The 25,616-nt window shown below is 58.4% G+C and carries 24 protein-coding genes and 1 pseudogene; 6 read left to right on the top strand and 19 right to left on the bottom strand.

Going from position 1 to position 25,616, the window contains the following annotated elements:
* Positions 1-391: 391 nt before the first annotated feature.
* The 8 genes and pseudogenes from ACQZ5K_RS19455 to ACQZ5K_RS19420 form a co-directional block, all read right to left on the bottom strand.
* Positions 392-2,074, bottom strand: coding sequence for a carboxylesterase family protein (locus tag ACQZ5K_RS19455; RefSeq protein ID WP_149622408.1), 1,683 nt, complete (start codon positions 2,072-2,074; stop codon positions 392-394).
* Between the two features lie 190 nt (positions 2,075-2,264).
* A pseudogene (locus tag ACQZ5K_RS19450) lies at positions 2,265-2,498 on the bottom strand (RraA family protein); the annotation flags it as partial.
* A 1-nt stretch (position 2,499) separates the two neighbouring features.
* Positions 2,500-3,462 carry a VOC family protein gene (locus ACQZ5K_RS19445; RefSeq protein WP_149622407.1) on the bottom strand — a complete coding sequence of 321 codons (963 nt, stop codon included), beginning with the start codon at positions 3,460-3,462 and terminating at the stop codon, positions 2,500-2,502.
* Between the two features lie 22 nt (positions 3,463-3,484).
* Positions 3,485-4,219: a PIG-L deacetylase family protein gene (locus ACQZ5K_RS19440; RefSeq protein WP_149622406.1), complete on the bottom strand. Its 735-nt coding sequence runs from the start codon at positions 4,217-4,219 to the stop codon at positions 3,485-3,487.
* A gap of 85 nt (positions 4,220-4,304) precedes the next feature.
* Entirely contained in the window at positions 4,305-5,033 is a 729-nt protein-coding gene (locus ACQZ5K_RS19435) for a transporter substrate-binding domain-containing protein (protein ID WP_174057913.1), read from the bottom strand.
* Positions 5,034-5,079: 46 nt separating this feature from the next.
* Entirely contained in the window at positions 5,080-5,922 is an 843-nt protein-coding gene (locus ACQZ5K_RS19430) for a hypothetical protein (RefSeq protein ID WP_236760054.1), read from the bottom strand.
* Entirely contained in the window at positions 5,855-7,066 is a 1,212-nt protein-coding gene (locus tag ACQZ5K_RS19425) for an NAD(P)/FAD-dependent oxidoreductase (protein ID WP_149622403.1), read from the bottom strand. Before ACQZ5K_RS19425 ends, ACQZ5K_RS19430 begins: the two co-directional genes overlap by 68 nt.
* Positions 7,067-7,091: 25 nt before the next feature.
* On the bottom strand, positions 7,092-7,292 hold the full coding sequence (locus tag ACQZ5K_RS19420; protein WP_236760055.1) for a rubredoxin: 201 nt from the start codon (positions 7,290-7,292) through the stop codon (positions 7,092-7,094).
* 123 nt (positions 7,293-7,415) lie between these two features.
* Here ACQZ5K_RS19420 and ACQZ5K_RS19415 point away from each other — a divergent pair, with 123 nt between their 5' ends.
* Positions 7,416-8,327: a LysR family transcriptional regulator gene (locus ACQZ5K_RS19415; protein WP_448741150.1), complete on the top strand. Its 912-nt coding sequence runs from the start codon at positions 7,416-7,418 to the stop codon at positions 8,325-8,327.
* On the opposite strand, the gene ACQZ5K_RS19410 is transcribed toward ACQZ5K_RS19415, so the two are convergent.
* The 11 genes from ACQZ5K_RS19410 to ACQZ5K_RS19360 all read right to left on the bottom strand — a co-directional run bounded on the left by ACQZ5K_RS19410 (position 8,324) and on the right by ACQZ5K_RS19360 (position 20,750).
* Positions 8,324-9,526: an MFS transporter gene (locus tag ACQZ5K_RS19410; protein ID WP_448741149.1), complete on the bottom strand. Its 1,203-nt coding sequence runs from the start codon at positions 9,524-9,526 to the stop codon at positions 8,324-8,326. The two genes, ACQZ5K_RS19415 and ACQZ5K_RS19410, sit on opposite strands and share 4 nt — an antisense overlap.
* Positions 9,527-9,573: 47 nt before the next feature.
* Entirely contained in the window at positions 9,574-10,551 is a 978-nt protein-coding gene (locus tag ACQZ5K_RS19405) for a D-2-hydroxyacid dehydrogenase family protein (protein ID WP_236760056.1), read from the bottom strand.
* A 52-nt stretch (positions 10,552-10,603) separates the two neighbouring features.
* Positions 10,604-12,304, bottom strand: a complete 1,701-nt coding sequence (locus tag ACQZ5K_RS19400) for a peptide ABC transporter substrate-binding protein (RefSeq protein WP_236775762.1) — start codon at positions 12,302-12,304, stop codon at positions 10,604-10,606.
* Positions 12,305-12,325: 21 nt separating this feature from the next.
* A complete protein-coding gene (locus ACQZ5K_RS19395) occupies positions 12,326-13,276 on the bottom strand; it encodes an ABC transporter permease (RefSeq protein ID WP_149622398.1) in 951 nt (316 codons plus the stop codon).
* The gene (locus tag ACQZ5K_RS19390) at positions 13,273-14,226 is read right to left on the bottom strand and encodes an ABC transporter permease (protein ID WP_149622397.1); all 954 of its coding nucleotides are present in this window, start codon (positions 14,224-14,226) and stop codon (positions 13,273-13,275) included. Before ACQZ5K_RS19390 ends, ACQZ5K_RS19395 begins: the two co-directional genes overlap by 4 nt.
* A gap of 4 nt (positions 14,227-14,230) precedes the next feature.
* The gene (locus ACQZ5K_RS19385) at positions 14,231-15,175 is read right to left on the bottom strand and encodes an ABC transporter ATP-binding protein (RefSeq protein ID WP_149622396.1); all 945 of its coding nucleotides are present in this window, start codon (positions 15,173-15,175) and stop codon (positions 14,231-14,233) included.
* Entirely contained in the window at positions 15,172-16,185 is a 1,014-nt protein-coding gene (locus ACQZ5K_RS19380; RefSeq protein WP_149622395.1) for an ABC transporter ATP-binding protein, read from the bottom strand. The genes ACQZ5K_RS19385 and ACQZ5K_RS19380 overlap by 4 nt, the downstream gene beginning before the upstream one ends.
* A gap of 100 nt (positions 16,186-16,285) precedes the next feature.
* The gene (locus ACQZ5K_RS19375; RefSeq protein ID WP_448741148.1) at positions 16,286-17,647 is read right to left on the bottom strand and encodes a CapA family protein; all 1,362 of its coding nucleotides are present in this window, start codon (positions 17,645-17,647) and stop codon (positions 16,286-16,288) included.
* Positions 17,648-18,324: 677 nt separating this feature from the next.
* Complete coding sequence (locus ACQZ5K_RS19370; protein ID WP_149622393.1) at positions 18,325-18,552, bottom strand: hypothetical protein; 228 nt, start codon at positions 18,550-18,552, stop codon at positions 18,325-18,327.
* Positions 18,553-19,040: 488 nt separating this feature from the next.
* Positions 19,041-19,994: a VOC family protein gene (locus ACQZ5K_RS19365; RefSeq protein WP_149622392.1), complete on the bottom strand. Its 954-nt coding sequence runs from the start codon at positions 19,992-19,994 to the stop codon at positions 19,041-19,043.
* A gap of 21 nt (positions 19,995-20,015) precedes the next feature.
* Complete coding sequence (locus ACQZ5K_RS19360; RefSeq protein WP_149622391.1) at positions 20,016-20,750, bottom strand: PIG-L deacetylase family protein; 735 nt, start codon at positions 20,748-20,750, stop codon at positions 20,016-20,018.
* Positions 20,751-21,026: 276 nt separating this feature from the next.
* Here ACQZ5K_RS19360 and ACQZ5K_RS19355 point away from each other — a divergent pair, with 276 nt between their 5' ends.
* The 5 genes from ACQZ5K_RS19355 to ACQZ5K_RS19335 are packed head-to-tail and all read left to right on the top strand — an operon-like array spanning position 21,027 to position 25,604.
* Positions 21,027-21,881: a branched-chain amino acid ABC transporter permease gene (locus ACQZ5K_RS19355; protein ID WP_149622390.1), complete on the top strand. Its 855-nt coding sequence runs from the start codon at positions 21,027-21,029 to the stop codon at positions 21,879-21,881.
* Positions 21,881-22,936, top strand: a complete 1,056-nt coding sequence (locus ACQZ5K_RS19350) for a branched-chain amino acid ABC transporter permease (protein WP_153315403.1) — start codon at positions 21,881-21,883, stop codon at positions 22,934-22,936. Before ACQZ5K_RS19355 ends, ACQZ5K_RS19350 begins: the two co-directional genes overlap by 1 nt.
* Positions 22,933-23,688, top strand: a complete 756-nt coding sequence (locus tag ACQZ5K_RS19345) for an ABC transporter ATP-binding protein (protein WP_153315401.1) — start codon at positions 22,933-22,935, stop codon at positions 23,686-23,688. The genes ACQZ5K_RS19350 and ACQZ5K_RS19345 overlap by 4 nt, the downstream gene beginning before the upstream one ends.
* Positions 23,681-24,391, top strand: a complete 711-nt coding sequence (locus ACQZ5K_RS19340) for an ABC transporter ATP-binding protein (RefSeq protein ID WP_149622387.1) — start codon at positions 23,681-23,683, stop codon at positions 24,389-24,391. The genes ACQZ5K_RS19345 and ACQZ5K_RS19340 overlap by 8 nt, the downstream gene beginning before the upstream one ends.
* A gap of 40 nt (positions 24,392-24,431) precedes the next feature.
* On the top strand, positions 24,432-25,604 hold the full coding sequence (locus ACQZ5K_RS19335; RefSeq protein ID WP_149622386.1) for an ABC transporter substrate-binding protein: 1,173 nt from the start codon (positions 24,432-24,434) through the stop codon (positions 25,602-25,604).
* Positions 25,605-25,616 lie beyond the last annotated feature (12 nt).

The raw sequence follows: 25,616 nt of genomic DNA, 5'->3' as shown, positions 1-25,616 counted from the left end.
AGCTCGCTCGATGTTTATCGCACGATAAGCTGATGAATCTTCCTGCACTGCGCGCTTAAGAATTGGCAGGGGTTCAGCTGCGGACGGTCCGCTTGCTAGCGGATCCGTACGAGCGGACAACAATCGCAGGTGTCGCTGAAACCGATCTCACTTCGTCGACTGAGATCGTGCGGTGAGCTAATTTGCCTCCGGATCGAAGACAGTCTACGAACGACCCGTTCGGACGTTCCGCGGGAAGGCTCTCGATCGGCGTGCACCGTGCGCGATGCCGGTCTTGTACCACACAAGAAGATGGCCCGCGCTTGCGTCCCGATGCAACGAACTCGCGTCGTAGAATTGCCTGGCCCGTTCCAAGACGTTGCTGCGGATCATGACATGGGTCGCCTCGGTATTATTTGCTGGCACCTCGAAGATCGGCTTCCGTGATGCCGATGCCCTGAAGAATCTTGCTGCGAAGGTAGGCATCCCGCGTGGGGTAGACCGTCGAAGTCCGCATTTCCGCCTGCCCCTCGTGGAAGCGCATGAACTGGCCGCCGGATTGAGAGGCCACCTGTCCCCAATGTGGAACATCATGGCCGTTCGGATCCCCTGTCTTGATAAAATTCGCAAGATAAGTCACCGCGATATCGCGCATTGAGAGGTCAGGATCGGTCCAGGGTAGCTGATTGTGGTTGTCCGGACGGAGGGAACCATTGAAGTACCAGTTGTCACCAGCGTGCCAGGCACGGCGAAAACCCTGATCCTTGCCCGGCGGCCAATGATCCCAATAATAGAGGTAGACATTGGCTTTGCTATGCGTCTTGGCAAACTCGGCTCCCACCCGAACATACTCGAACATAAAATCGTTGAGCATGCGTAGCGACAGACGATAGGCTTCCACCGGATCGTCCGTGGCATAGAGCGGGAAGACATCTTCATCCACGTTCCCAGCCTGATGCGGACGGATCGCCGTAAGCATCGCATGGTGCTGTTCCTCCGCGGTCATCTTCAAGTCGTTCGGCCGCAGGCTGGTGTATTCGTCGGCCGTCTGCCCGATCATGATGTCGAGCTCGTCGAAATCACCCGGCTGCAGCAAGTTCACCGAATCTTTGGTGAAGACGTAGTCATCGATCGTATAGAACTGATTCGTTGCGACGGCGCCGGCCATGGCGCCGTAGAGTGTTTCCTTTCCTCCCTGCCATTTTTCGAGCCAGGTCTTCGTATCGATAGCGCGCAGATTCGCAAGCGTCATCTCCTTATCGAACAGCTTATTGATCGCCTCTTGGTTCTGCTTGGATTTCTTGGCGAAATCCACCACCTTTCCTGGCAGGAAGCCGGTGAAGCTGGACTGGATGAACGCTCGTTTGAAGAGCCCTTTCGCCAACGGCGTCCGAAGCAGCGCAACAGTATTTTCGCCACCAGCCGATTGTCCGCCGATCGTAACCGTGGCCGGATCGCCACCAAAGGCCTTGATATTGTTCCGGATCCAATGGAGTGCATCGACAAGGTCGAGAACGCCGAAGTTGCCCTTTGGCCCATCCGGATTTTCTGTTGCCATTTCCGGCAGCGCCAGCCAGGCCGGCGCTCCGAGGCGATACTGAACTGAAACGACAACGACACCTTTCGCGGCCAACTCCGCGGCATAAATATCCTTCATTGCACTCGAGCCCAGCCGGTTCGCACCGCCATGGATCAGCATGTAGACCGGCAGCCTTTCCTCAGTACTTTCGGCCGGTGTCCATATGGCAAGGTTCAATCCATTGTCGCTGACGGGCGCGTCACTAAGCACGTTGGGGTCCTGAAGCATCTGATTGCCCCACTTGTCTGCCAACAGGGTTCCCTCCCAGCCTTTCACAGGTGGTGCAGGTTTCCAGCGATTTTCCCCGCCGACATCACCGGCGAAAGGAATGCCCAGAAACTGCATCACACCTGACGTGTCGCTTGGAACACCTTGCACCTTGCCACCCGTAATCACGGCTTCCGTCAGAGGTATCGCCTGCGCAAATTCGGTAAAACCCTGCGCCCAAACGAAAGCAGCGGCCAGAATGCCGATCGCGCCGCTTACACGCCATCTGCGCTTGGAATTCGTCGTCATGGTACTTTCCTCCCAGATTAGATCACGCGGCCGATCGGCATTCTGAATCCTAGCGGAAAGATTTTCCGTAAAGAGACGACCCAGAAACCGGTGGGCCTAGTGACATTTGATAGATTGAGGCTGCCCTCTGTAAGGTTTACGCAAGCAATTCAGATAAAACTGCGGGTCCGCAACAAGCTTCAAGAGGCGTATCGCCCTGCTTCAATTGCTCGATGGCGACATGTAACATCCAGTTGTCGCCGGGAGGCGCGGAAATCGTTACCGCCGAGCCGGCAATCTGCGCGCCGGCATATATCGGGCGCATGTAGCTCGCCAGCATCCCCTTGCGGCCCTGCGCCTCGTGGACCGTGGCAACACCGGCCTCCCTCAGCCTGTCGATGACGGACTGTTCGGTCCGCGCAACCGTCTGCACAACAATTCCCATGTCAGTGTCCTTTTCTCTTAACCGGCGGAGTACCATGCGTGTGGAACGTCTCGATTGTCTTCAGCCCCCAGGCCTGTCCCTTTTTCCGTTCGCTCTCGGTCCAGACGACGGTCTCCCAGTCCGGCGCCAGGATAAGGCGCGCTCCCGAATTAGCGAGCTCCACGCGATTGCCGGCCGGCTCCCAGACATAGAGGAAGAAGGTGCCCTGGATGGCGTGCTTGTGTGGGCCGGTCTCAATGTGCACGCCGTTTTCGAGGAAGATATCGGCCGCGCGCAGAATGTCCTCTCGCGTATCGGTGGCGTAGGTAACATGGTGGAGCCGCCCCTCACCCCCACCATGCTCTTCCGTGCAGGCAAGATCGTAAGTCTTATTGTTGTTCGTGAACCAGCAGCCCCCAAGACGCCCGTTGTCGAGCCGGATCATCTCGGTGACGCGCGAGCCAAGGCAGGTGTCCATGAAGGCACGGAACTCCGTGACGTCCCCGGCCAGAAGATTGAGGTGGTCGAGCCTGCGGGGATGAGCGCCGCGCCCATGGAACCGCTGCGCGAGGTTCTTGAGCTTCGGCCTTTCCTCCGCCGGCGCCTCGTAGCGCACCGTGTCCCAGTAGATCTCGAAGAGATGCCCGAAGGGGTCTTCGAAACGGAACGCCTTGCCATGGCCGAGGTCGCCCGTCACCCAACCGATCACCTTGTACTTGCTTTCCTCGATCGCCTTCACCCGCCGCGTCAGTGCCTCTTGCGAAGCCGCGCGATAGGCGATGTGCCCGACGCCTGTCGAGTGATGGCGAGTGAGTTTCAGCGTGTGGAACTCATAGTCATCCCAGGCGCGCAGATAGGCCGAGTTTTCGTCCTGGCCGGAAATGGTCAGGCCGTAGACCCGCACGAAGAAATCCAAGCTTTCTTCGAACCTGTCGGTATACATTTCCACATGCGCCAGATGGGCAATATCGAACGAGCGCTCCATTTCCACCACCTCCCGACAAGCGCTAGAGCTCGTCGACCGTCCGCGGGAACACGGACTGGAAACCCTCTGCATACTTGGCAGCGCGGCCGCCGGATTGACCGCCGGAATTGCGCTGGAAGTGGTTGGCGCGGTTCTGGGCAACGCGAGTGTAGAACTCCCAAAGGTGCTCCTGGCCTTCCATGCACTCGATGGCGGCGCGCTTCTTGTCCCAGACTTCGGTGATGTCGAGGAAGACGTCCGGCTTCCAGCCCATCTGCTCGGTCTGGTGTGGCTCGAACAGATAAAGCTGCGGCGCGCCCAGCACCTTCTGTCCGGGGTTGTGGCCCCAGGCCTGGGCGATCATGCGCGCTTCCAGCGCCACCTGCGTCGCATACATGTGATCGGTATTATAGGGGTCGTAATGCGAGTGGCTGAGCATGAATGCCGGCTGCACGTCGCGGATGACATCGACCAGCTTGTATTTGTCCTCGTCCGTCAGGCGCAGCGGGTAGTCACCGAGATCGAAGGAGATCAGGTTGTGCACGCCGAGCGCCTTCGCCGCCTTTTCCGACTCCACGCGGCGAGCCGCCTTGACCTTTTCGAGCGTCATGCCGGGTTCCTTCCAGAGCTTGGCGGACTCGCCCCGTTCACCGAAGGAAAGGCAGACAACCGTGACCTCGTAGCCCTTCTGAGCATGCACGGCGATCGCGCCGCCGCAACGCCAGACGAAGTCTGCAGCATGGGCGCTGATGACGAGAGCAGCTTTTCGAACTAACAACTTCTTTCTCCTATTTACTGACCCGCTTCCGCACAAAATTTCAGTGGAAGCCTTTCACAGACGAGAGTGTACGAAACTGTTGCATTTAAGGAACAACAACGTCTGGGTGGCCTGACCTGTCGAGCGCGGTGCGCACGAAGCCAGCCACCTTCTTTTCATCAACAAACGCTTTTACGAACGCCGCTGCCAGAGGTCTGCTTACGCTGACGCCCACTGCTTGGGGAATCGCCATGAACGGTTCTGCCGTCACTTCGTATCCGGGCTGATCGCCGGCAACTTTCTGCATGGCCTGCCTGACTCCGGCTAGACCGTCGAGTTCGCCCGCCTCCAGCGCATCGCGCGCTTCCGGAAAGCTGTCGAACCGAATCAGCTCGCCGGCACCACCGTTTCGAGACAGAAAGAGTTCGTAGGCACTGCCCTTGACTGCGCCGATCTTCAATCGAAGCCGTACGATGTCGGGCAAACTTGATACGTCGAGCACGCAGCGCACCAGGAAAGCACCTTCGATCAGGACATAGGGCTCGCTATAGGCAATCCGCTCAGCACGCTCGGGATCGATAGCCAGGAAACAGATATCCCACTCCCCAGTGTCGGCGCTGCCGGACACCGCCCCGGCCTTTTCGTAGTGCCGGAAGCGGATCGGCAGCGAGAGTCTTTCAGCCAGAGCCCTCGCAAGGTCCACCGAAACTCCGGTTGGCGTGTCGTCAGTTTGTCCGCGACTGACAAGCACGACATTGCCGTGGTTGAGGGCGCATACCAGTATGCCAGATGGCGCGATCTCGTTGCGGATCGTCTCGATATCGAACTCGGTCACGGTTTTCCTCCTCCCTGCCGACCTAGCCTTCATCGGCCTCTTGAGACTAGATGGACTTCATCCAGTCGTCCTCGGTGGGAAACTGCGTCACCATCAGCTCAAGACCGCCATCGCCAGCGGAAATGATTGGTGCCGGATCGTCGAACCGGACGAAGAGCAGGGAGAACGGTTTGTAGGTCTCGCCTTGATAGACCAGGCTGCCGTTGAGCACGATCAGGTACTGGCCACCGCTCCGGGCCGGATCGGGAGTCTGCGCGGTCATGTTCGGACCGAGCCGGAGAACCTTGCAATTCATGCCGTCATCGCCGGGCTGTTCCTCGATTACGGTGTCGACGGTTAGGTCGGTGCGATTGCGAAGGACGGGTTCAATCGATAGCGCCACGGCATCCGACGTGCGATGGCGGCGTTTGGTCGGCCGCAGCTTTTCGCGGACGTTCGGCGTGGTCAGATAGACGAGCCCCGCATCGGTCTTGCTGCGCAGCGTCAGATAGGAAAGCCCCTGCGCACCGGCAATCAGCGGACCGTAACCGGTATGATGGTCCGCATAATGCACGGTGACGAGCCGCACCTCATCACGGCCGATCGTGCCACTGCCGGCGATGAACACCTGGAACTGGTCGACAATGTGGAAGTGAGAGTCGAGCTTCTGGTGGGCGTTCAGGTCAAGCCGAAAGGCTTGTGGATCGGGCGCGGCAATATCCGAGTTCTGGCCAAACATGTTTATTTTCCAGGACTGCCCGCGGCGAAAGCGCGTCGGTTCCTTTTCCGTATAGGAAGCGGCCTGCATTAAGTGATCCTCCTTAAACTGATACCGGCGTAATTCAGTGGCGATGCGGCGGCGGGAACTCAACATCGAGCGCTGCCGCCAGCGCATCGCGATCCATTCCAATCATCTCCTGCAACCTCCCGAACTGCTGCGCCGCGTTGATTGTCTGGACCGCGGCAAGACGGTTCGCCTTGAAACCCAGCAGCGAAAATGCACCACTGGCTGGTGCGTTCAGTACCGCTTCCATATCGGCACCGTGCACATCGCCGGACATCTGGATCTGGATGGAGGCCTGATGCGACCAGTAGCGCGGCAGGCGCTTCGGCGGGGGCGCCGTCCCGGCGATCGCCGCAGCGGCGGCTTTGGCCTGATCCTGTCCGGGGTTGACGGCTTCGTTTCGGACATGGCAACCATGCGCCGGATCGTACCATGCGGCGCAGTCGCCGACCGCGTAGACGCCGGGGCGCGAGGTCTGACCTTCTTCGGAAACGAGAATGCCGTTACGGACCTTCAGCCCTGCCGCGCGTGCCAGTGCGTCATTCGGCGCCGCGCCGATTGCTACGACGACAAGGTCCGCCTCGATTGCCTCACCGTCATTCAGGGTGACGATGTCCACATTCCGGGCTTCGTTTCGGTTGATCGCCGTCACAACGGCCCCGAACCTCACATTTAGCCCTTTGGCCTGATGGCGGTCGAGCACATAGTTCGCGATCGACTTGCTGACGGTGCGCTCCATCAGCCGCGCGCCCGCCTCGATGACCGTGGTACGCAGCCCCTTCTGCACCGCCATGGCAGCGATCTCCACGCCGATCAGTCCGCCGCCGATGATGGCGACCGACGTGGCATGTGCAAGACGGCTTTTCAGTTCGCTGAAATCCTCGTATGTCCGCAGATAGCGAGCAACCCCCTCAGGATCGATCGCGGCAGAGAGGCGGCGCGGTTCCGCCCCGCAGGCGAGGATCAGTCGCTCGTACGGATAGCGCGCACCGTCCTCGCACAGCGCGTAACGCTGGTCCAGATCGAGGCTGACAATACGCACACCTTGTATAAGGTCGATACGGTTCGACTTATAGAAACTCTCCGGCCTCAGCAGGGTCGGAGAGTAGTCCTCTTTGGAGAGCGCCTCCTTTGAAAGAGGAGGACGGTGGTACGGCAGTATGGTTTCCTGAGTTACCAGCGCGACCGGATTGTCGTAACCTGCGCTACGCAGGGCTGCCGCCGTCGCGACACCCGAATGGGAAGCACCGAGGATCAGAACACCGGACATGACAGGCTCAACGAGTTAATCGCGCTCATCCGACGACAACCATATCGAATTCGCTCTTGCGGGCACCGCATTCAGGACAGACCCAGTCATCGGGCACGTCTTCCCAGCGGGTGCCTGCCGGCACGCCCCCATCGGGATCACCAACCGACTCGTCGTAGACATAGGCGCAAAGCACGCATTGCCATACTTTAAAATCGGGCCGCTCAGTGGCTTCTGCAGAGAGCAAGGTTTTCTCCTCCAAGAAAAAATGCATCTCGGCAAATCTACAATGTCATCTTGGTTATCACTAGATGATCTGCCATACTAACAGACATGCCGATTTGGCATATCAGATGATCGAGGAGAAAATATGGACATTCGGCAACTGGGATATTTCGTCCGTGTGGCGGAACTGGGCAGTTTTAGTCGGGCCTCGGCATTTTTACACGTGGCCCAACCCGCACTCAGCCGACAGGTTCAAAACCTTGAAACGGAGCTTAAGGAACGTTTGCTCATCCGGAACGGACGAGGCGTTGAGTTGACGGAAGCAGGTGAGCGGCTGCTCGACAATGCTCGTGGAATTCTCAGACAAATTGAGCGCACCTACGAGGACATCGAAAATTCCCGCACCGGGAAGTCCGGCAAGGTAGCGATCGGTTTGCCCGCTACTATCTCCACCGGCATCGCAACAGCGCTGATCCGCAAACTGAGAGAAGAGCTTTCCGACGCGCAGGTCATGCTGGTCCACGGTCGGTCCAATCAATTGCAGGAATGGATCCTATCCGGGCAACTGGATATGGCGATCATGTATGATGCCCCCTCCTCGCCTATGTTAGAGATCCACAAGCTTGTGGACGAGAATCTTCATCTTATCGGCCGCGAAGGCGCTTTCGAGGACGACAAACCGGTGCTTCTGGAATCCCTTGCGGCGGTACCGATGGTGATCGCATGTCGTCCAAACAGCACACGGGTCGTGCTCGATTCGGAACTGGCACGGCTCGGACAGAAGCTCAATATCGTCTTTGAGTTGGACCCTCTCGACACCATGTTCGACCTTGTCAGGGATGGTTATGGATTCACTGTCGCATCTATACGCACTCTAGCGTCGAAAGGGCCGAAGGCTGAGCAAGGATTGGAGCTGCGCAAGATCGTCGGGCCGGAACTCATCCTTGCCGTCCAGCTTGTTCGACCGGCTCGGAGACTTTCAAACAGACTGCACGAAGCAGCGTTCCGCATTATGCGAGATCTGAGTCTGAAGCTTCTTCGTCCGCAGCCGGCTTAATCGTCGTCCGGCCGAAAGCTCATTCGGGATGCGGATGGCAGGAAAATGCCTGTGATTACGATCACGACGGCGGCGCTCGCGAAGGCCGCCGCAGCGAGGCCAAAGATGTCCGAAGCCATGCCGAGTCCCAGTGCTCCGAGCGAGGGGCTGGCGCGGAATATAAGGCCATGCACGCTGAGCGCACGCCCCCTCAGCGCTGCCGGAATAGCCAACTGGATAAATGTCTGAGTGGCGATGAGACTTACAGAGGACAGATAGCCCATCAACATAGCGAAAACGGCCAGAATGCAGATCGAGCTTCCGAGAGCAAACGCCATGGCCGCGCAGCCCGAGAGAAACCACCCCAGCGTGACCTGATGGGGAAGCCTTGAGGTGGAGAGATAGGTGTTCATGGTGAGTCCGGCCATTATCGATCCAAATGCCATAGACGATGTCAGCACCGCGAGGCCGGTTGTCGGCACCGCAGAAAACTGGGCGGCAAAGGCCGGAAGCATTTCTGCAATCGCGCGGACGAACACACCGCCGGCCAGAAGCAAAAGCAGCATTGCCCGAATGCTGTGGTTCGACCCCACGTAACGAAATCCGTCCAGGATCTCAGCGAGCACGTTTCGGCTCGGCCTCGTCTTCGATATCGTGACGGCCGGAGCAAGGTGATGAAGCACGGCGACGAAGACGATGGTGACGAGCGTGTTCAGCAGGAATACCCAGATCACGTCGAACTGGACGATCAGCAGCCCGGCGAGAGCCGGCCCAACCAATCGGGCGAGATTGACGTTCATGGAATTGATGGCGACTGCGGTCGAGATATCGTCCCGGTGCACGAGCTCCTGAACGATCGTCATACGCGCCGACTGACCAAGCGCGATAACACAACCCTGCAATGCAATGATCGAAATCAATGCACCTAGAGTAAGGAGATCCAAATACATGAATGCTGTCAGCAGCACCGCGATAAGGGCAATCGCAAGCTGCGACAGTTTATTCAGCTTCAGTACATCCCATCGGTCGGCCACAGCGCCACCGATCGGTCCGACGAACACGGTCGGCAACAGGTCGGCAGCCGCCAGAACCCCCAGCCAGAACGGCGAATGCGTCATATCCCAGACGACGAGACTGCAGGCTATCCGTTGCATCCACGTACCGAGCAGTGAGAGGCAGTTACCCGCGGTATAAGCCGCGAACTGCCCCTTGGTCAGCAATCGTACCAGCCGCGAACGTGCTATCTTCGGAAGAAGCGACAACACCCTCAAGGACCGGTATCCGGCCTTGAGTTGACCACGCGCCGCGGGCGCCCATCCAGGAAGGCGCCGATCAGACGGATCGCATCGCCGTAGTAGGTCCCAAGCATCTCCTGCGTGAAATAGCCAAGATGCGGCGTGATTACCACGTTCGGCAGACTGCGGAAGGGATGGTCGACCGGAAGCGGCTCCTTCTCGTAGACATCGAGACCGGCGCCGGCGATCGAACCTGAGCGCAGGGCGTCGATCAGCGCGGTCTCGTCGACGATCGCCCCGCGGGCGGTGTTGATAAGGTAGGCGGTCTTCTTCATCGCTCGCAGTTCGGGAGCGCCGACGATGCCGCGCGTCCGGTCGCTGAGCGCCAGATGGACGGTGATGATATCGCTGCTGGCGAACAGCTCTTCTTTCGACACAAGGCGAGCATGGGCGGCTTCCGCCTGTTCGGCGGTCATATTTTGGCTCCACGCCTGAATCTCCATGTTGAAGACACGGCCGATTTCAGCCACCCGCCTACCGAGTCCACCGAGCCCCAGAATGCCCAGCGTCTTGCCGCCGATGGTGGTGCCGGCCTGATGCTGCCAGCCGCCGCTGCGCATCATACGATCTTCGGAAGCAATATGCCGGGTTGAAGCGAGGATGAGGCCCCAGACGAGTTCGGCGACCCCGCCGGCACCGCCGCCGCTTACCGGCGTATTGGAGACCAGAATGCCGCGACGGGCCGCCGCTGCGACATCCACAGTATCATAACGTTTGCCGGTTACGACGACGTATTTAAGCCGCGGCAAACGGGCAATCAGCTCTTCCGGGATCGGCATCCGCTCCCGTAGCGTGCAGATGATGTCGAAGTCGGCAAGTTCTCTTGCCGCTTCGTCCATCAAGGGCAACGGTTTGTCAAAGACGACGACATTGGCGCGGGACTTCAAGTCTCTCCAGTCAGCGACCACTTGAGAAATTCCCAGATAGTCGTCGAGAATGGCGATGTTCATGTTCATAAATCCCCGCGCGATGCTGTTCTAAAGGCTTGACCGAGTTTCCGGCCTATTTGCGCTGCCATTCCTCCGACCAGATCTGCAGCGGGTCCAGCGTTCCTTGCCGGAAGTTGGTGAGGTCGGTCACTGTCACGTAGGCCCGCGGATAAAAATAGAGCGGCAGCATCGGCAGGTCTTCGGCAAAAATCCTCTGGACCTCTGCCCATTTTTCCTTCGCCATCTGGGGATCGAGGGCCGTTTCGAGTTCGGAAATGGCCTTGTCCATCGCCGGGCTGGCATAACCGGAAAAATTGTTGCCAACGCCGTTGTTCTCAGGTTTCGGAATGGCGTCCGAACCCAGCGCAATGCGTGGAGAAACCGAGGGAGAAAAGTCTATCGACGACATCATCAGCGCCTTGAACTTACGCTTGCGGGCCATTTCGCCGTTGAATTCCTGCAGCGGCACGAAGTGGTTGGTAATCTCGACGCACACCTCCTTGAGCTGGCTCTGGATCACTTGGGCAATCTGCTCGCGCGTTTGGTTGCCGGCCGTGGAAACGAGTTCGAGAGAAAGACGATCCCCCTTGTCGTTCACGCAGACCCCGTCCCTCCCCGGCTTCCATCCTGCGCTTTCCAAGAGTTTCTTCGCCTCGTCTGCGTCATAGGCGTAGAGGGTCATATCCTTGTTGTAATAAGCGTTCTCGTTGCTGAGAATGCCGTTGGCAACCGGCTGGAGACCGCCAAAAAGCTCGTCGCTGATCGCCTGCCGGTCGATCGCGTAGAGGATCGCCTGACGCACCGATTTGTCCTTCAGGATCGGGTTGTCGAAGTTCACCGCGATGCGCTCGACGTTGGTGCCGTAATCGAGGTGATACGTAAACTTTTCCGGCTGCTGGTTCTTCAAGTCCAGCATCTGCGAGAAGCTGATTCCACCCGGGCTGACCGGCACAGCTTCAACCGAACCGGCGAGCAGATTTTGCAGCAATGAGGATGAATTATCGCGATAGCTCAGGACGATCCTCTTCAGGTGTGGTTTGGTTCCCGGCCAATTCGGATTGGGAGTGAAGACAATGCGGGTACCGATCTGGTAGTCGCTGAGCAAATACGAGCCGTTCCACAGGCCAGGATTTGTAGGCTGGGTATTGTAGAGCGATTGCTTGACATAGGTGTCCAGCGTTGGATTGGCGGCGTAGACTGGCCCTTCCAGATGCTCCGGAATTACCTGATCCCAAGAGTTGTAGCTGGACAAGATTTGCGGGATCGTCAGAATGACGGTCTGCGGATCCAATATTTCGAGTTCGGATGCACGCGTCCAGGAATTATAGTTGGAAAAGCCGATCTTCGGATCGCGGGCCATCTTCCAGGTAAATTCGATGTCCTTCGAAGTCACCGGCTTGCCGTCCCCCCAAGCAAGACCCTCCTTCAGCTTCAGCGTTACCTTCATTCCTCTTTTGCCACCAGGCAGGTCCACGATCTTTGCGAGACCGTTTTCGACGGTCGGCAGCCTTTCGCAGAGAACGCACTGGTTGACGACATTTTCGTCGAAGGCGGTGATAGGGCGAAGGGAATAGTTCACGACCAGTCGCTTCGTATTGTTGACCTGTACCAACGGGTGGAAATTGGTCAGAAACTGCAATTGGCCGACGACGAGCTGGTCTTTCGACTGAGCCATCGCGCTGACGACGGTCAACGAGGTGAGGGCCACTGTGGCCAGCGCGGTTTTGGCGAATCTCCTCAATTTCGATCTTACAGACGTCATTTTCTCCTCCATCAGACTTCTGTTTGAGTTGGTTCAATGCGATCCGGAACGTGTTTCCGAACGAGGGTCGAACGCCGATCGAACGCCGTCGCCGACGAAGTTCACGGCCATCACCGTGGCGAAGATCAGAAGACCCGGATAAACGGCGAGCATGGGCGCCGAGATAATCAGTTGCTGCGCGTTGGTCAGCATGTTGCCCCAGGTAGGTGTCGGCGGAACGATGCCGAAGCCGAGGAAGCTGAGCGTCGACTCGAACAGGATGATGCGCCCGACCGATAGCGTCATGGCGACGATGAGCGGTGTGGCGATGTTCGGCAACACATGGATGAAGACATTGTAGCGGCCGCTGGCACCACTGACGGTCGCCGCACGGACATAGTCGACATCCCGAAGGCTGATCGTGCCAGCGCGCGCAATTCGGGCGATCGTCGTCCAGTCCACCAGCGCGATGATGATGACAATCCGGAGAAAGACTGCCGTGGGCGACGTTGCCGCGGTCTGGCTCAGCCCGAGTTTCGTCAGGTCCACTGCCCCCAGAACGATCAGCACCGGGATGAGCGGCAGGGCAATGATACAGTCCGTCATTCGCATGAGAATATTGTCGAACTGACCGCCAATATAGCCGGCTGTGACACCGATCGCGATACCGATAATCGCGGTGATGAACGTGGCGAGCAGCCCGACAGCGATGGATACCTGTCCACCGTAAAGCAAACGCAGCAACACATCGCGTCCGAGTTCGTCGGTGCCGAGCCAATGCTGCGCCGACGGTGGTCGGAACCGCCGCAAGAGGTTTGTCGCATTCGCGTCGATACCCGTCAGATACTCGATCGAACCGGCCATGGCGCAGGCCAGCGCCAGAATGACGACGAACACTAGCGATATCATCGCAAGCTTGTTGTGGCGGAAACGCTCCCAGCGCTTACTCCAGACGGAATTCGATCCGGCGTCTGCCGGTGCTTTGTCGGCGGTGACGGTGCTCATTTCAGGGTAATCCTCGGGTCAAGCCATGCATAGGCGAGGTCAGCGAGAAGGCTCGAGAACAGTGTGACGATAGTCGCCAGCAGCAGGCCAACGAGAGCCAGATTAAAGTCGATATTGCTGATCGCGTCATAGATGACCTTACCCATGCCGAGCATGCCGAAGATCGTCTCGACGACCAGCGCGCCGGAAAACAGCGAGCCGAAGCCCAGTGCCAGCACGGTCACCATCGGAATGAGGGCATTGCGCAGCGCATGACGCATCACGACGGTGATTTCCGAAAGACCCTTGGCCCGCGCGGTGCGGACGAAGTCCGAGTTCAGGGTCTCGATCATCGAGGCGCGGACGTACCGCACCAGAGGCCCGACATGGAAAAAGGTCAGGACTGTCACCGGCAGTATCAGATGGACGAATTGCTCGCCGATCGCCGCGTCGCTCATCAGAGGCGTGCCGCTCGCCGGAAGCCAGCCCAGCTTTACCGAAAACACGATAATCAGGATGAGCGATGTCCAGAAGCCCGGAAGCGAGATACTGGCGAAAGCAAGCAGGCTAATAATGCTGTCCGTCCAGCCGCCGGGCTTGCGAGCGGCAAGCGCTCCGAGCAGCATCGCGAGCGGAATGCTGATCAGTTCCGTCGCGACAAGCAGCTTTGCGGTCTGGATCACCGCCGGCCATAGAACGTCCAGAACTGGCCTGAAATAGACACTTGAGTAGCCGAGGTCACCCTGGAACGCGGAATAGAGCCAATGGCCGTAGCGGGTATAGAGAGGCTGGTCCATTCCATAAAGCGCCCGCATCTGCGCCATCGTCTCCGGGGTCAGCGCCGGGTTTCCTTCCAGCATGTTCTCGACTGGATCGCCCGGCATCAGGCCGATCAGCATGAACAACAGTAGCGACATCACGAGAGTGACGAGAACTGCCTGGAGAAGACGCGAAATCGTATATCTCAACATCAGTTCACTCCTTGAAGTGGCACGCGGAAAGCTGGGTGGCCCGTCCGGGTGCAGGCAGAAGCGCTGGGCGCTCCTGTTTGCAGATATCCTGTGCTTTCGGACAGCGGGTGTGGAAGACGCAGCCGGAAGGTGGCGCCAAGGGTGACGGAATTTCACCCATAAGGATCTGCTCTTTCTTCCGGCGCCCCCTGCCGATGCGCGGCACGGCTGCAAGCAAGGCCTGCGTATAAGGATGACTCGGCGTGACGAACAGGTCTTCGGACGCCGCCACTTCCATCAATCGGCCGAGATAGAGAACCGCGACCCTGTCCGCCAGATGGCGAACGACGCCGAGATCATGGCTGATGAAGAGGTAGCTGATGCCGTGTTGCTTCTTGATGTCGTCCAGCAGGTTGAGCACCTGGCTTTGGATCGAGACATCGAGAGCCGAAAGCGGCTCGTCGGCGACAATCAATTCCGGCTCGGCGATAAGCGCGCGGGCAATCGCGATACGTTGGCGCTGGCCGCCGGAAAATTGGTGCGGATAACGCCGCGCGGCGTCCGGCGGCAGCCCCACCTGCCCCAGCACCTCGATTGCCCTCGCCTGCCGCTGGTCCGACGGCACGCCCTTGAGCCTCAAAGGCTCGGCAACAATCTCCCCGACCACCATGCGCGGATCGAGCGCGGAAAATGGATCCTGGAAAATGACTTGCACCGCGGCACCCGTGTTGCTATCGCGCCTCTCACTGTTGAACGTTACGGAGCCTGCGGTCTGCTTGCGCAGGCCGGCCACGACATAGCCAAGCGTCGATTTTCCGCTGCCACTTTCTCCGACGAGCGCCAGCGTTTCGCCCTTGGCAACGCTCAGCGACACGTTGTTTACGGCCTGAAGCCAGAGTGCAGGCTTCATGAACGCGCCGCCAATTGGAATGTCAACGTTGATATGGTCGAGCTTTAGCAGTTCGGTCATGGCTTAACCCTGTGGCAGGCGACGTGATGGTTGGGGACAACTTCAAGAAGGTCCGGTTCTATCTGCCGGCACGTTTCGTCCGCATAAGGACAGCGTTTAGCGAAACGACATCCTGCGGTGACGTCCGAGGTGACACGGCCGGGTATCACGTAGAGACGATCGACCCGCTTGTCAGGGTCCGGCAACGTCTGGATCAATCCTTGCGTATAGGGATGCAGCGGATTGGCGAACAGTGTGTCGGCCGGCGCGTATTCGACCGCTTTGCCGGCATACATCACCATGATCGCATGGGCGATCTCGGAGACGACAGCGAGGTTATGGCTGATGAACTGGATCGACATGTGTGCGTCGTCCTGCAGCGTCAGCATGAGGTCGAGAATCTGCGCCTGGATGGTCACGTCGAGTGCGGTCGTCGGTTCGTCGGCGATCAGAAGCTGGGGGCGGCAAGCAAGCGCCATGGCGATCATCGCGCGCTGGCGCATGCCGCCGGAGAGTTGGTGCGGATAGTCCTCCGCACGGCGCGCCGGCGACGGTATGCCGACCTGCGCAAGCAGGTCCACCGCCCGCTTTTGCGCTTCGCCCTTACCGAGCTTCTCGTGCTTTATCAGCACCTCGGCTATCTGGCGGCCCACCGGCATGACAGGGTTCATGGCAGTCATCGGCTCCTGGAAGATCATGGCGATCTCTCGTCCGCGGACCTGCTGCCACTGGCGCTGGCTGAAGCTGGCAAGGTTCTTGCCGGTGAAATCGATCCTCCCGCCAACCTTGCCCCCGCCCGCCACCAGACCGAGTAGAGCAAGCGATGTCATGGTCTTGCCGCAGCCGCTTTCCCCGACAATGCCCAGGGTCTGGCCGCGCGGGATCTTGTAGCTCAGACCTCTTACGATCTGCAAAGAGCCCATTGGCCCCGGAAAGGAGACCGTCAGGTCGCGAACGTCCAGCAAAGGCGTGGGGCCCTCCGCGATCGACGCAGCTCCGTCACCAACAATGACGTCGTTGACATAAAGCATTCGTCACCTCCCTTTCGAATGCCTGGCCTTTCAAAGGCTCAGTTATTGTTCTCTTCTATAGCTGCTTGCAGCGGCACAAGCCGCTGCAAGCAGGTCCTGATTAGAGATCGACGACGCCCACGCCATTCCTGATCTCGATCCTCGTCCCAAACGGCTCGGAGAGACGACGGTAGCGATCGATGATACGGACGGCATCCTCTCCCTTTGCCGCCATTGGCCGGCCTTCGGTATTGTGGTGATCACCATTGCCGGTGCGTCGAGTCTGCTTGACCTCGGGCGACGAGTCGCGCCCCATTTCCACCGGATGCAGAAGGATGCGCCTCAGCTTTTCGCCCTCCATCTCAAGCTTGATAATCGCAGAACTCCACCAGGTGTCGGAAGGCGTATCGAGGCCCGGATGAAGCGGATGGGCAGCGGGCGTCAGCGTAGACAGACGATCCACATCGTGACCCCAGGCATCGTAGCTGTCGTAGGGAACGCGCTGTATGAATTCGGACTGCGCAAAGAAATTGCCGATACCGTAGAAGATTGGCTTTCCATTGTAAATTTCGATACCGAGCGTTCGGTGCCAGCCGTGGCCGACATAGACATCGGCGCCGCCATCGATGACCGCACGCGCGAATTCCTTGACGAAGCCGGGCGGAGTATCTCCGCGGGGGCCGTCGGAGACGCTGAAGTGATGCGCCACGATGACCAGGTCCGCCATCGATCGCGCTTCATGGACCGAACGCAGGTTGCGCTCCAGGTCGCGCTTGTGGCAACGACTGATGATCTCGCAACGATCGCCGACAAAGAAGGATTCCGGATCGCCCCATTGCTGCGCGCCGGGGATCTGGATGCCGAAGGAGCCCTCGCGGCCATGCTTTGGCTTCTTCATCACGTTGAGCTTGCTGCCGAAATCCTTGAGGTTTCTGGCAGTCTCCGCATCAACCATGAATTCGAAGGTCAAACGTTGGGGGTTGACGCCGGGGCGGCCCTTGAGGGCTCCCTTCGGCATGCCTGCCCACATGAAATGCTGGTTGCCCGAGCTGGTCGAAACGAGCGCAACGCGACCGTTTTTCTTTTCGACGTACCCCGGCTCGCTTGCGAGCTCAAGATCCGCGCCGGTGCCTGCGGTGACGATGCCAGCGGCCTTCATATGCTTCTTGGTTGCGATTAGACCTTCAGCCCCGAAATCGAAGCTGTGGTTGTGCGCCGTAGACATGATGTCAAAGCCGACCCACTTGAGATCCTTGGCAATCTCCGGGTCCGCCATCATGAAACTGCCGATACCCTGACCGCGCGCCGGGTACTTGAGCTCATCGTAATCGGCAAAATTCATTTCCAGATGGCCGTAAGTGACGTCGGCCTCCTTCAGGACATCCCAAACTTCCTTGAATTCGGGTTCGTCATGCATGGAGAAGGGGCGACACACCATGCATTCGCCCGCCAGTGCTACTTTCCAGTTTCGTGTCGATACCATAAAACCTCCTGAGCCGGCACGGGCAGATGCACCGAAGTGCCGATGCCGCGCGACCGCCGCTTTCGTGTAATTCGTAAATTAGAAAATCTCGCAATGCGACGATGCCTCACTCCCATCGCATCCCAACCATATCACTCTCCCCCGATATCACTAGTTTCATAACTTTGCTTTCAGATATACCTTTTCGGCATAGAATCCCGCTCGCGGGTGGACGTCGAGACTGCGCTTTCCGGAAATCGCTGCGCGCCTCCGTTTGTCATTCTTATCAACCGCACTCTTGCGGACACGGTCTGCCTTGGAATCTCCAGAGTGACAGCGTCTAGCAGCTGTCGATGCCCAAACACGACCACAATGCCGCTCGATCTCCTGCTTTGTGATGGCTAGGCAAGGCCAAAGCCGTTTCGTGCAGTTGCATTGCATCGCTGCCGCGGGAAAATGGCCGGAATATCCGCAAGCTCAGGCGATAATACTTTTGCCCTTCGTGAAGCCAGACGGCCCCGGTTCCTGCGCGATGACGATGACGCTGCGGACACTCTTTGCATCAACGACGCTTTGATAAGCGGTCGCCGGCCAATGGCAGAGACCGTTAGGCCAACGGGCTAAGGCGCGGCGTTGGCCGCGCGTGCGCAAGCCTTCACTGTTCTAATCTCTCTCGCGAAAGCAATCGCTCCGCAACATCAAGGGAAAAGACCCGTCACTGGCGCGATGTCCTCGGAAATGGCGCTAACATTGAGTAGCACGCTGAATGTGAGCAATCCGCGATCGATGCGGCCATCATCAGCCAGATAATGGAGAAAAATTTCCAGAACAGTTCGCGCAATCGATTGAACAACGTTTGGCCGGCTTCCCTCGCGCCGAGCTTCTGGCGGACGCTGCTGAACGTCGATCCGCCGATCAAATGGCATCAAGGGTCGCCCGAAAGCATGGTTCTATATCTCCTGTTTTGACGAGTTGGCTCGCATTGCGGGCAACCGCCATTCTCGACACCATCAATCACGACTTCGCTGCGTTTCCCATAAAGGGACCGCTGTGGGCGGCGATCTGAGATATCGAGCCACATCCGATGTCATCGACCAGCAGTAACCGATACCGCGCACAAACCGCGGTTCAGTTTGATAAGATCGACGATTACACAGTTCACCCTTTCAAATTCCTTTCGTCCGTTCTTTGGCCGGGAAACTTCACTATCATGAGATATGCTATCGAAAGTGATCAAGAAATTTGCACATGGCTTGATTGGCACCCGCAATGATCTGCTCGAGAGTGCTGTCCCCATACCCAAACCACCGAGACTGAATCCGCCCGAAACGGAAGGAGTTTGGCTGGATGCGCGCACCGCTCCTTCAAGCGTCAGCGGCCTTCCGCTGACGCAGAGCTTCTTCATATTGCTTCCTTATCTGTCCGACGGCGGCGTGCCGTGGGTATGAAATGTCTCGATGGTTTTGAGACCCCAGGCCTGGCCCTTCTTGCGATCCGTCTCCGTCCACACGACCGGCTCCCAGTCGGGCGCCAGGATCAACCGTGCACCAGCGTTGGCAAGCTCGACGCGATTTCCGGCCGGCTCCCAGACATAGAGAAAGAAGGTGCCCTGGATTGCATGTTTGTGCGGGCCAGTCTCGATATGCACGCCGTTTTCCAGGAATATATCGGCGGCACGCAGGATATCCTCGCGCGTGTCGGTCGCATAGGTGACATGATGCAGACGGCCATCGGCGCGCCCATGCTCTTCCGTGCAGGCAAGATCATAGGTCTTGTTATTGACGGTAAACCAGCATCCGCCGACCCTGCCATTGTCCAACTGAATCATCTCCGTCACCCTCGAGCCGAGGCAGGTTTCCATGAACCCGCGAAATTCAGAAACGTCGGATGCGAGAAGATTGAGATGATCGAGGCGACGCGGGTGGCATCCGCGTCCATGGAAACGCTGTGCCAAATTCTTGAGTTTTGGCGTTTCCTCGAGTGGCGGCCGATAGCGAACGGTGTCGTAATAGATCTCGAACACATGACCGAAAGGATCCTCGAAACGAAACGCCCGGCCGTGCCCAAGATCGCCGTCGACCCAGCCGATTACCTTGTAGCCACTCGCCTCGATGGCACTTGCCCGCCGCTCCAGTGCCTGCGGGGAACTCGCTCGATAGGCAATATGGCCGACACCCGTAGTCGTGTGGCGGGTCAGTTTCAGCGTGTGAAACTCGTAGTCATCCCAAGCCCGCAGATAGGCCGAGTTTTCGTCCCTGTCGGTCACGGTCAGACCGTAGACGGTCACAAAGAAATCGAGACTTTCCTCGAACCTGTCCGAATACATCTCGACATGCGCCAGATGCGCGATATCAAAGCACTGCTCCATTTTTTTCCTCCCCAAGGCCTGTCAGAGTTCATCGACCGTTCGCGGGAAGACGGACTGAAAGCCTTCTGCATATTGTACTGCCCGACCGCCCGACTGGCCGCCGGAATTACGCTGGAAGTGATTGGCGCGGTTCTGAGCGACGCGGGTGTAGAATTCCCACAGATGCTCTTGGCCCTCCATGCATTCGATCGCCGCGCGCTTCTTCTCCCAGACAGAGGTGATATCGAGGAATACATCCGGCTTCCAGCCCATCTGTTCGGTCTGATGCGGCTCGAAGAGGTAGAGTTGCGGCGCACCAAGAACTTTTTCGCCAGGATTATGGCCCCATGCCTGGGCGATCATTCGGGTTTCCAGTGCAACCTGCGTCGCATACATATGGTCGGTATTATAGGGATCATATTGCGAATGACTGAGCATGAAGGACGGCTGCACATCCCTGATCACATCGACCAGGCGATACTTGTCCTCGTCCGTCAGTCGAAGCGGATAATCCCCGAGCTCGAAACCGATGATGTTATGAACGCCAAGCGTTCTGGCTGCTTGCTCGGCTTCCGTTCGACGCGCGGATTTAACCCTGTCCAAGGTCATTCCAGGCTGTTTCCAGAGCTTGGCGGACTCGCCACGCTCGCCGAACGACAGGCATACGACAGTAACGTCATATCCCATTTCCGCATGGAGCGCGATTGCGCCGCCGCAGCGCCAGACGAAATCCGCGGCATGCGCGCTGATGACAAGCGCCGTCTTTTTCTCAGACATGATGATCTCCTTCCTCTTGGCAGAGATTCCATGCTTCGAAGGCCGATTTGCCAATTTGGATTTCCGCTCAAATCCATAAGATATTGCTATAGGCACCGGCTCCGAAAAACAGACAGCTATAGCTATTTTTTATGATGACCACGCCAATTTGAAATAGGCATTATCCAACATTGGCGTAAGCCTTGGGCCTCGAACTGGCGCCGCTCTCGCGATTGCCATGGAGAAAGTTCGAGTTTGGTGCCGCTCTGAGGAGGAGGGCATCTGTCGGGAGGAAAAATGCTGACCCTTCTATTCGATGGGCTCGCCTACGGGATGCTGCTGTTCGTATTGTCATGCGGACTGGCCGTTACCCTCGGGCTCATGAACTTTATCAATCTCGCCCACGGTGCCTTCGCCATGGCCGGCGGCTATGTCACGGTCATCCTGACCAACCGCTTGGGCGTGCCTTTTCTTTTGTCCCTGCCAGCCGCTTTCCTCGTCACCGCACTTGTGGGCGGGCTCTTGGAAAAGACGCTCTATTGCCGCCTTTACGACAAGAGTCATCTCGACCAGGTGCTGTTTTCGATCGGCATCGTATTTGTCGCCGTAGCCGGGATCGACTACGTCATGGGATCGCAGCAGCAGATCCTCAGACTGCCGGAATACCTACACGGCCGCCTGACGATATTCGGTGTCGGCATCGGCGTCTATCGCGCCTTTCTGATCGTCGTCTGCGGTATTCTTGCTGTCGCACTTCAGCTTGTTCTTGCCCGCACGCGTTTTGGCAGCCGACTGCGGGCGTCGGTTGATGACCGGCGCGTCGCCCGTGGAGTTGGCATCCGGGTCAACACGATCTTTGCCGTGACCTTCGCCGTTGGTTCCGGCCTTGCCGGCCTTGGCGGCGCGCTCGGCGCTGAGATCTTGGGCCTCGACCCAACCTTTCCGTTGAAGTTCATGGTCTATTTCCTGATCGTTGTGTCCGTCGGCGGCACATCCAGCATGACCGGCCCCCTGGTCGCCTCGATCCTTCTCGGCGTCGCCGACGTGCTCGGCAAATATTACGTCCCGTCGCTTGGCGGCTTTATCCTCTATATCGTCCTCGTCGCGGTGCTGGTCGTGCGCCCGCAGGGCCTTTTCGCAAGGGCGAACTAATGCCGCACAGCAAAACAGAAGCCCCCGTCATTCCCGCTAACATCGATGCCGGCATGCGGCGCAAAACTCGCTGGTCGCCGCTCGAGATCATCTTCTGGGTTTGCGCCGTGGCCGCATGGTTCTTAGCTCCAGGTGAGCATCTGATCCTGACCGAGATTGTCGGCTTTGCCGTCCTTGCGCTGTCGATCGACCTCGTACTCGGCTATGCCGGTATCGTGACGCTCGGCCAGGCTGCAATGTTTGGCGTTGGCGCTTATGCGAGCGGACTGTTTTCGATCTATGTCACTGGTGAACCGTTGACCGGGCTCCTGATCGCTGCCCTTGCTGGAGCGACAGTCGCTTTGCCGACAAGCCTGCTCCTTTTGCGCGGGGCGGATCTGACGCGGCTGATGGTCACGCTCGGCGTCGCCGCGGTCCTGCATGAGATCGCCAACCAGGCGAGTTGGCTGACCGGCGGCGCTGATGGACTTCAAGGGATCACGATCGAACCCTTGTTTGGACGCTTCGAGTTCGATTTTTATGGTCATACTGGCTACGCCTACAGTCTCGCCGTCCTCTTCGTTCTGTTCGTCATCGCCCGCTTCATCGTCGCCTCTCCCTTTGGTTATTCGCTGAGAGCGATCCGTGACAATCCCTTGCGCGCATCTGCAATTGGGGTTCCCGTCAAGGCGCGCCTGATTGTCGTCTATACACTCTCCGGTGCCTATGCCGGCATCGCCGGCGCGCTTTTTACCCAGACCCAGCAGTTCATCTCACTCGATGTCCTATCGTTTCAGAAATCTGCCGATGGCCTGATGGTGCTCGTGATCGGTGGGACCGGCTATCTGTATGGCGGGATCGTTGGTGCCCTGGTCTATAAACTCATCCAGGACACGCTATCGTCGCTCACGCCGCAATACTGGCAGTTTTGGCTCGGACTTCTGCTGATCGCCTTTGTCATCATCGGACGCGATCGTCCACGCCAAACCGTGGAAATACTCACCGCTAGGCTGACGCGCAGAAAACGTACCGTCGCACAGTCCCGAAACCTCAATAGCGAAGGCAAGGCGTCATGACGGCTGTCGCACTGGAAACCCGAAATCTCAACAAAACCTTCGGTGCGTTGAAAGCGACCACCGATGTCAGCTTTCGTCTCGCCAAGGGCGCTCGCCATGCACTAATCGGCCCGAACGGTGCCGGCAAGACGACCTTCATCAACCTTCTAACAGGTGTTATCCGCCCTTCGAGTGGTGATGTACTTCTTGACGGCGAGAGCGTGACGGGGCTGAACCGCGAACGCCGCGTTCATCGTGGGCTCGTGCGTACTTTCCAGATCAACCAGCTTTTTGCGGGCCTCACTGTCGTGGAAAGCCTGATGCTGGTGATCACTGAACGCGAAGGGCGCGGCTGGAACTGCTTGCGATCCGCGGCGAAGTTTGCCGGGACCGAAACGGAAGTCGCACAACTGCTGAAAGACTTCGGACTCGACACGGTGTTCGACGAGAAATGCTCCTCTCTCCCCTATGGTAAGCAGCGACTCTTGGAGATCGCACTAGCCGTCGCCTGCAAGCCGAAGGTTCTGCTGCTCGACGAACCGGCAGCCGGCGTTCCCGAGGCCGATCGCAAGGAGGTGATGGCGCGGATTGCCGCCCTTCCCAACGAGGTCTCCATTCTGTTGATCGAGCACGACATGGATCTCGTCTTCAATTTTGCCAATCGCATTTCCGTTCTCGTGGCCGGTGCGCTCTTTGCGGAGGGCTCCGTCGAGGAAATCTCGAAAGACCAGCGGGTCAAGCAAGTCTATCTTGGAGGCGCAGAGCATGGGTGAACTGCTCAGCATAACATCGCTTTCGGCCGGATACGGCAAGGCGACCGTCATCCACGGCATCGATCTTACACTCGAACGTGGCAAGGCCATGGCCCTGCTTGGGCGCAATGGCGTCGGCAAGACGACACTGCTCAACACCATGGTGGGCCTGACCCGTCACCATGGCGGAGTGATCACGCTCGACGGCCTCGATGTGACGAAGATGATGCCGGAGCGCCGCGTCGAGACGGGTCTCGGCTGGGTGCCGCAGGAACGCGGCATCTTCCGCTCGCTGACCGTCGAGGAGAACATCACGGCGGTCGCGCGACGGGGGAAATGGACGCTTGCTTCCATGTATGCGCTCTTTCCCCGGCTGGAAGAACGGCGCTCGAATTTCGGCAATCAGCTCTCAGGAGGCGAGCAACAGATGCTGTCTATCGCCCGCGCATTGGTCCTCAATCCGAAAGTCCTTCTGCTTGATGAGCCGACCGAAGGATTAGCGCCGATCATCGTCGAGGAACTTCTTGCTGCGATCAGGAAGATCGTTCGCGACGAAGGAATGGCGGCAATCATCGTAGAGCAGCATGCCCAGCAGATCCTCTCCATCACGGATGAGGCGATCATTCTTGACCGGGGCAGCGTCGCTCATGCCTGCCAAAGCTCGACGCTTGCGGCCGATCACCAGACTCTGGGTCGGTTTCTGGGGGTCGGCGCGCAAGTTTAAAAACCACAGGACAATGAAAACCAAAACACAGGAGGAGAGAATGAAACGATTGAACAAGTTCCTGACAGGCGCGATGGCCGCGGTTGCGCTGATGGCGGGGGGAGCCTCCACGCTGCACGCCGATGACAGTGTCAAGGTTGGTGTGGTCATTCCGTTGACTGGTGGTTTCCAATCAAACGGCCGCCAGATCAACGCAGCGTTGAAGGCTTATGTGGCGACCCATGGCGAGACTGCCGGCGGCAAGAAGATCGAATTCATCGTCAAGGACGATGGCAGCGTCCCGGATAACGCGCTGCGAATTTCACAGGAGCTTGTCGCCAATGACAAGGTTTCGATCCTGACCGGTTTCGGCAATACGCCGACCGCACTTTCCGTGGCGCAATTGTCCAAACGCGCAAAGGTCCCGCAGGTCATCATGGTAGCAGCGACCTCGTCGATCATGAAGGCCTCGCCATATATCCTGCGCACCTCCTGGACCATCCCTCAGGTCGCCAGCGTAATCGGCAAATGGGCGCCGGAAAACGGCGCCAAGAAATTCGTCAGCGTGGTGTCGGATTACGGTCCGGGGAAAGATGCAGAGGAATGGTTCGTGAAAGCGATCGAAGCGAATGGCGGCACGGTCGTATCGAAACTCAAGGTACCGCTGGCTAACCCGGATTTTGCCCCCTTCCTGCAGCGTGCGGCCGACGAAAAGCCTGAGGCGCTGTTCGTCTTCGTGCCAACCGGCGCAGGCGCTGCCTTCATGAAGCAGTTCGTCGAACGCGGTCTCGACAAGTCCGGCATCAAGGTCATCGCCATGGCCGACGTCACCGATGACGACATCCTCGACAGCATGGGCGACCCCGTGATCGGTGTCATCACAGGCGGACCTTACTCGACCAACCACGATTCTCCTCAGAACAAGGCCTTCGTTGAAGCTTTCAAGAAGAGCAATGACGGGATGCGCCCCAATATGGTGGCTGCCGCTGCGTGGGATTCGCTGGATCTTATCTACAAGACGCTCGACAAGACCAAGGGCGATACCAGCGGCGATAAGTTTGTCGATGCGGCCAAGGGTATGCAACTCGACAGCCCACGCGGGCCAATTTCGATCGACCCTGACACCCGCGACATCGTACAGAATATCTACATGCGCAAGGTAGAGCGCGTTGAAGGCGCGCTCTACAACACTGAGTTCAAGACCTTTGAAAAAGTGAAGGATCCGGCACAGTAAGCGCCTGATCAC

This window comes from Agrobacterium sp. 22-226-1, from assembly GCF_053522345.1.
The sequence above is the reverse complement of the archived record's forward strand: the minus strand, read 5'-3'. Positions and strand labels throughout refer to the sequence as shown.

Bases quoted from the DNA above. Each gene is read 5' to 3' on its own strand.
- ACQZ5K_RS19455 (WP_149622408.1), bottom strand. From the start codon at position 2,074: ATGACGACGAATTCCAAGCGCAGATGGCGTGTAAGCGGCGCGATCGGC.
- ACQZ5K_RS19445 (WP_149622407.1), bottom strand. From the start codon at position 3,462: ATGGAGCGCTCGTTCGATATTGCCCATCTGGCGCATGTGGAAATGTAT.
- ACQZ5K_RS19425 (WP_149622403.1), bottom strand. From the start codon at position 7,066: ATGTCCGGTGTTCTGATCCTCGGTGCTTCCCATTCGGGTGTCGCGACG.
- ACQZ5K_RS19415 (WP_448741150.1), top strand. From the start codon at position 7,416: ATGGACATTCGGCAACTGGGATATTTCGTCCGTGTGGCGGAACTGGGC.
- ACQZ5K_RS19405 (WP_236760056.1), bottom strand. From the start codon at position 10,551: ATGAACATCGCCATTCTCGACGACTATCTGGGAATTTCTCAAGTGGTC.
- ACQZ5K_RS19400 (WP_236775762.1), bottom strand. From the start codon at position 12,304: ATGGAGGAGAAAATGACGTCTGTAAGATCGAAATTGAGGAGATTCGCC.
- ACQZ5K_RS19395 (WP_149622398.1), bottom strand. From the start codon at position 13,276: ATGAGCACCGTCACCGCCGACAAAGCACCGGCAGACGCCGGATCGAAT.
- ACQZ5K_RS19390 (WP_149622397.1), bottom strand. From the start codon at position 14,226: ATGTTGAGATATACGATTTCGCGTCTTCTCCAGGCAGTTCTCGTCACT.
- ACQZ5K_RS19385 (WP_149622396.1), bottom strand. From the start codon at position 15,175: ATGACCGAACTGCTAAAGCTCGACCATATCAACGTTGACATTCCAATT.
- ACQZ5K_RS19380 (WP_149622395.1), bottom strand. From the start codon at position 16,185: ATGCTTTATGTCAACGACGTCATTGTTGGTGACGGAGCTGCGTCGATC.
- ACQZ5K_RS19375 (WP_448741148.1), bottom strand. From the start codon at position 17,647: ATGGTATCGACACGAAACTGGAAAGTAGCACTGGCGGGCGAATGCATG.
- ACQZ5K_RS19370 (WP_149622393.1), bottom strand. From the start codon at position 18,552: ATGCCATTTGATCGGCGGATCGACGTTCAGCAGCGTCCGCCAGAAGCT.
- ACQZ5K_RS19365 (WP_149622392.1), bottom strand. From the start codon at position 19,994: ATGGAGCAGTGCTTTGATATCGCGCATCTGGCGCATGTCGAGATGTAT.
- ACQZ5K_RS19360 (WP_149622391.1), bottom strand. From the start codon at position 20,750: ATGTCTGAGAAAAAGACGGCGCTTGTCATCAGCGCGCATGCCGCGGAT.
- ACQZ5K_RS19355 (WP_149622390.1), top strand. From the start codon at position 21,027: ATGCTGACCCTTCTATTCGATGGGCTCGCCTACGGGATGCTGCTGTTC.
- ACQZ5K_RS19350 (WP_153315403.1), top strand. From the start codon at position 21,881: ATGCCGCACAGCAAAACAGAAGCCCCCGTCATTCCCGCTAACATCGAT.
- ACQZ5K_RS19345 (WP_153315401.1), top strand. From the start codon at position 22,933: ATGACGGCTGTCGCACTGGAAACCCGAAATCTCAACAAAACCTTCGGT.
- ACQZ5K_RS19340 (WP_149622387.1), top strand. From the start codon at position 23,681: ATGGGTGAACTGCTCAGCATAACATCGCTTTCGGCCGGATACGGCAAG.
- ACQZ5K_RS19335 (WP_149622386.1), top strand. From the start codon at position 24,432: ATGAAACGATTGAACAAGTTCCTGACAGGCGCGATGGCCGCGGTTGCG.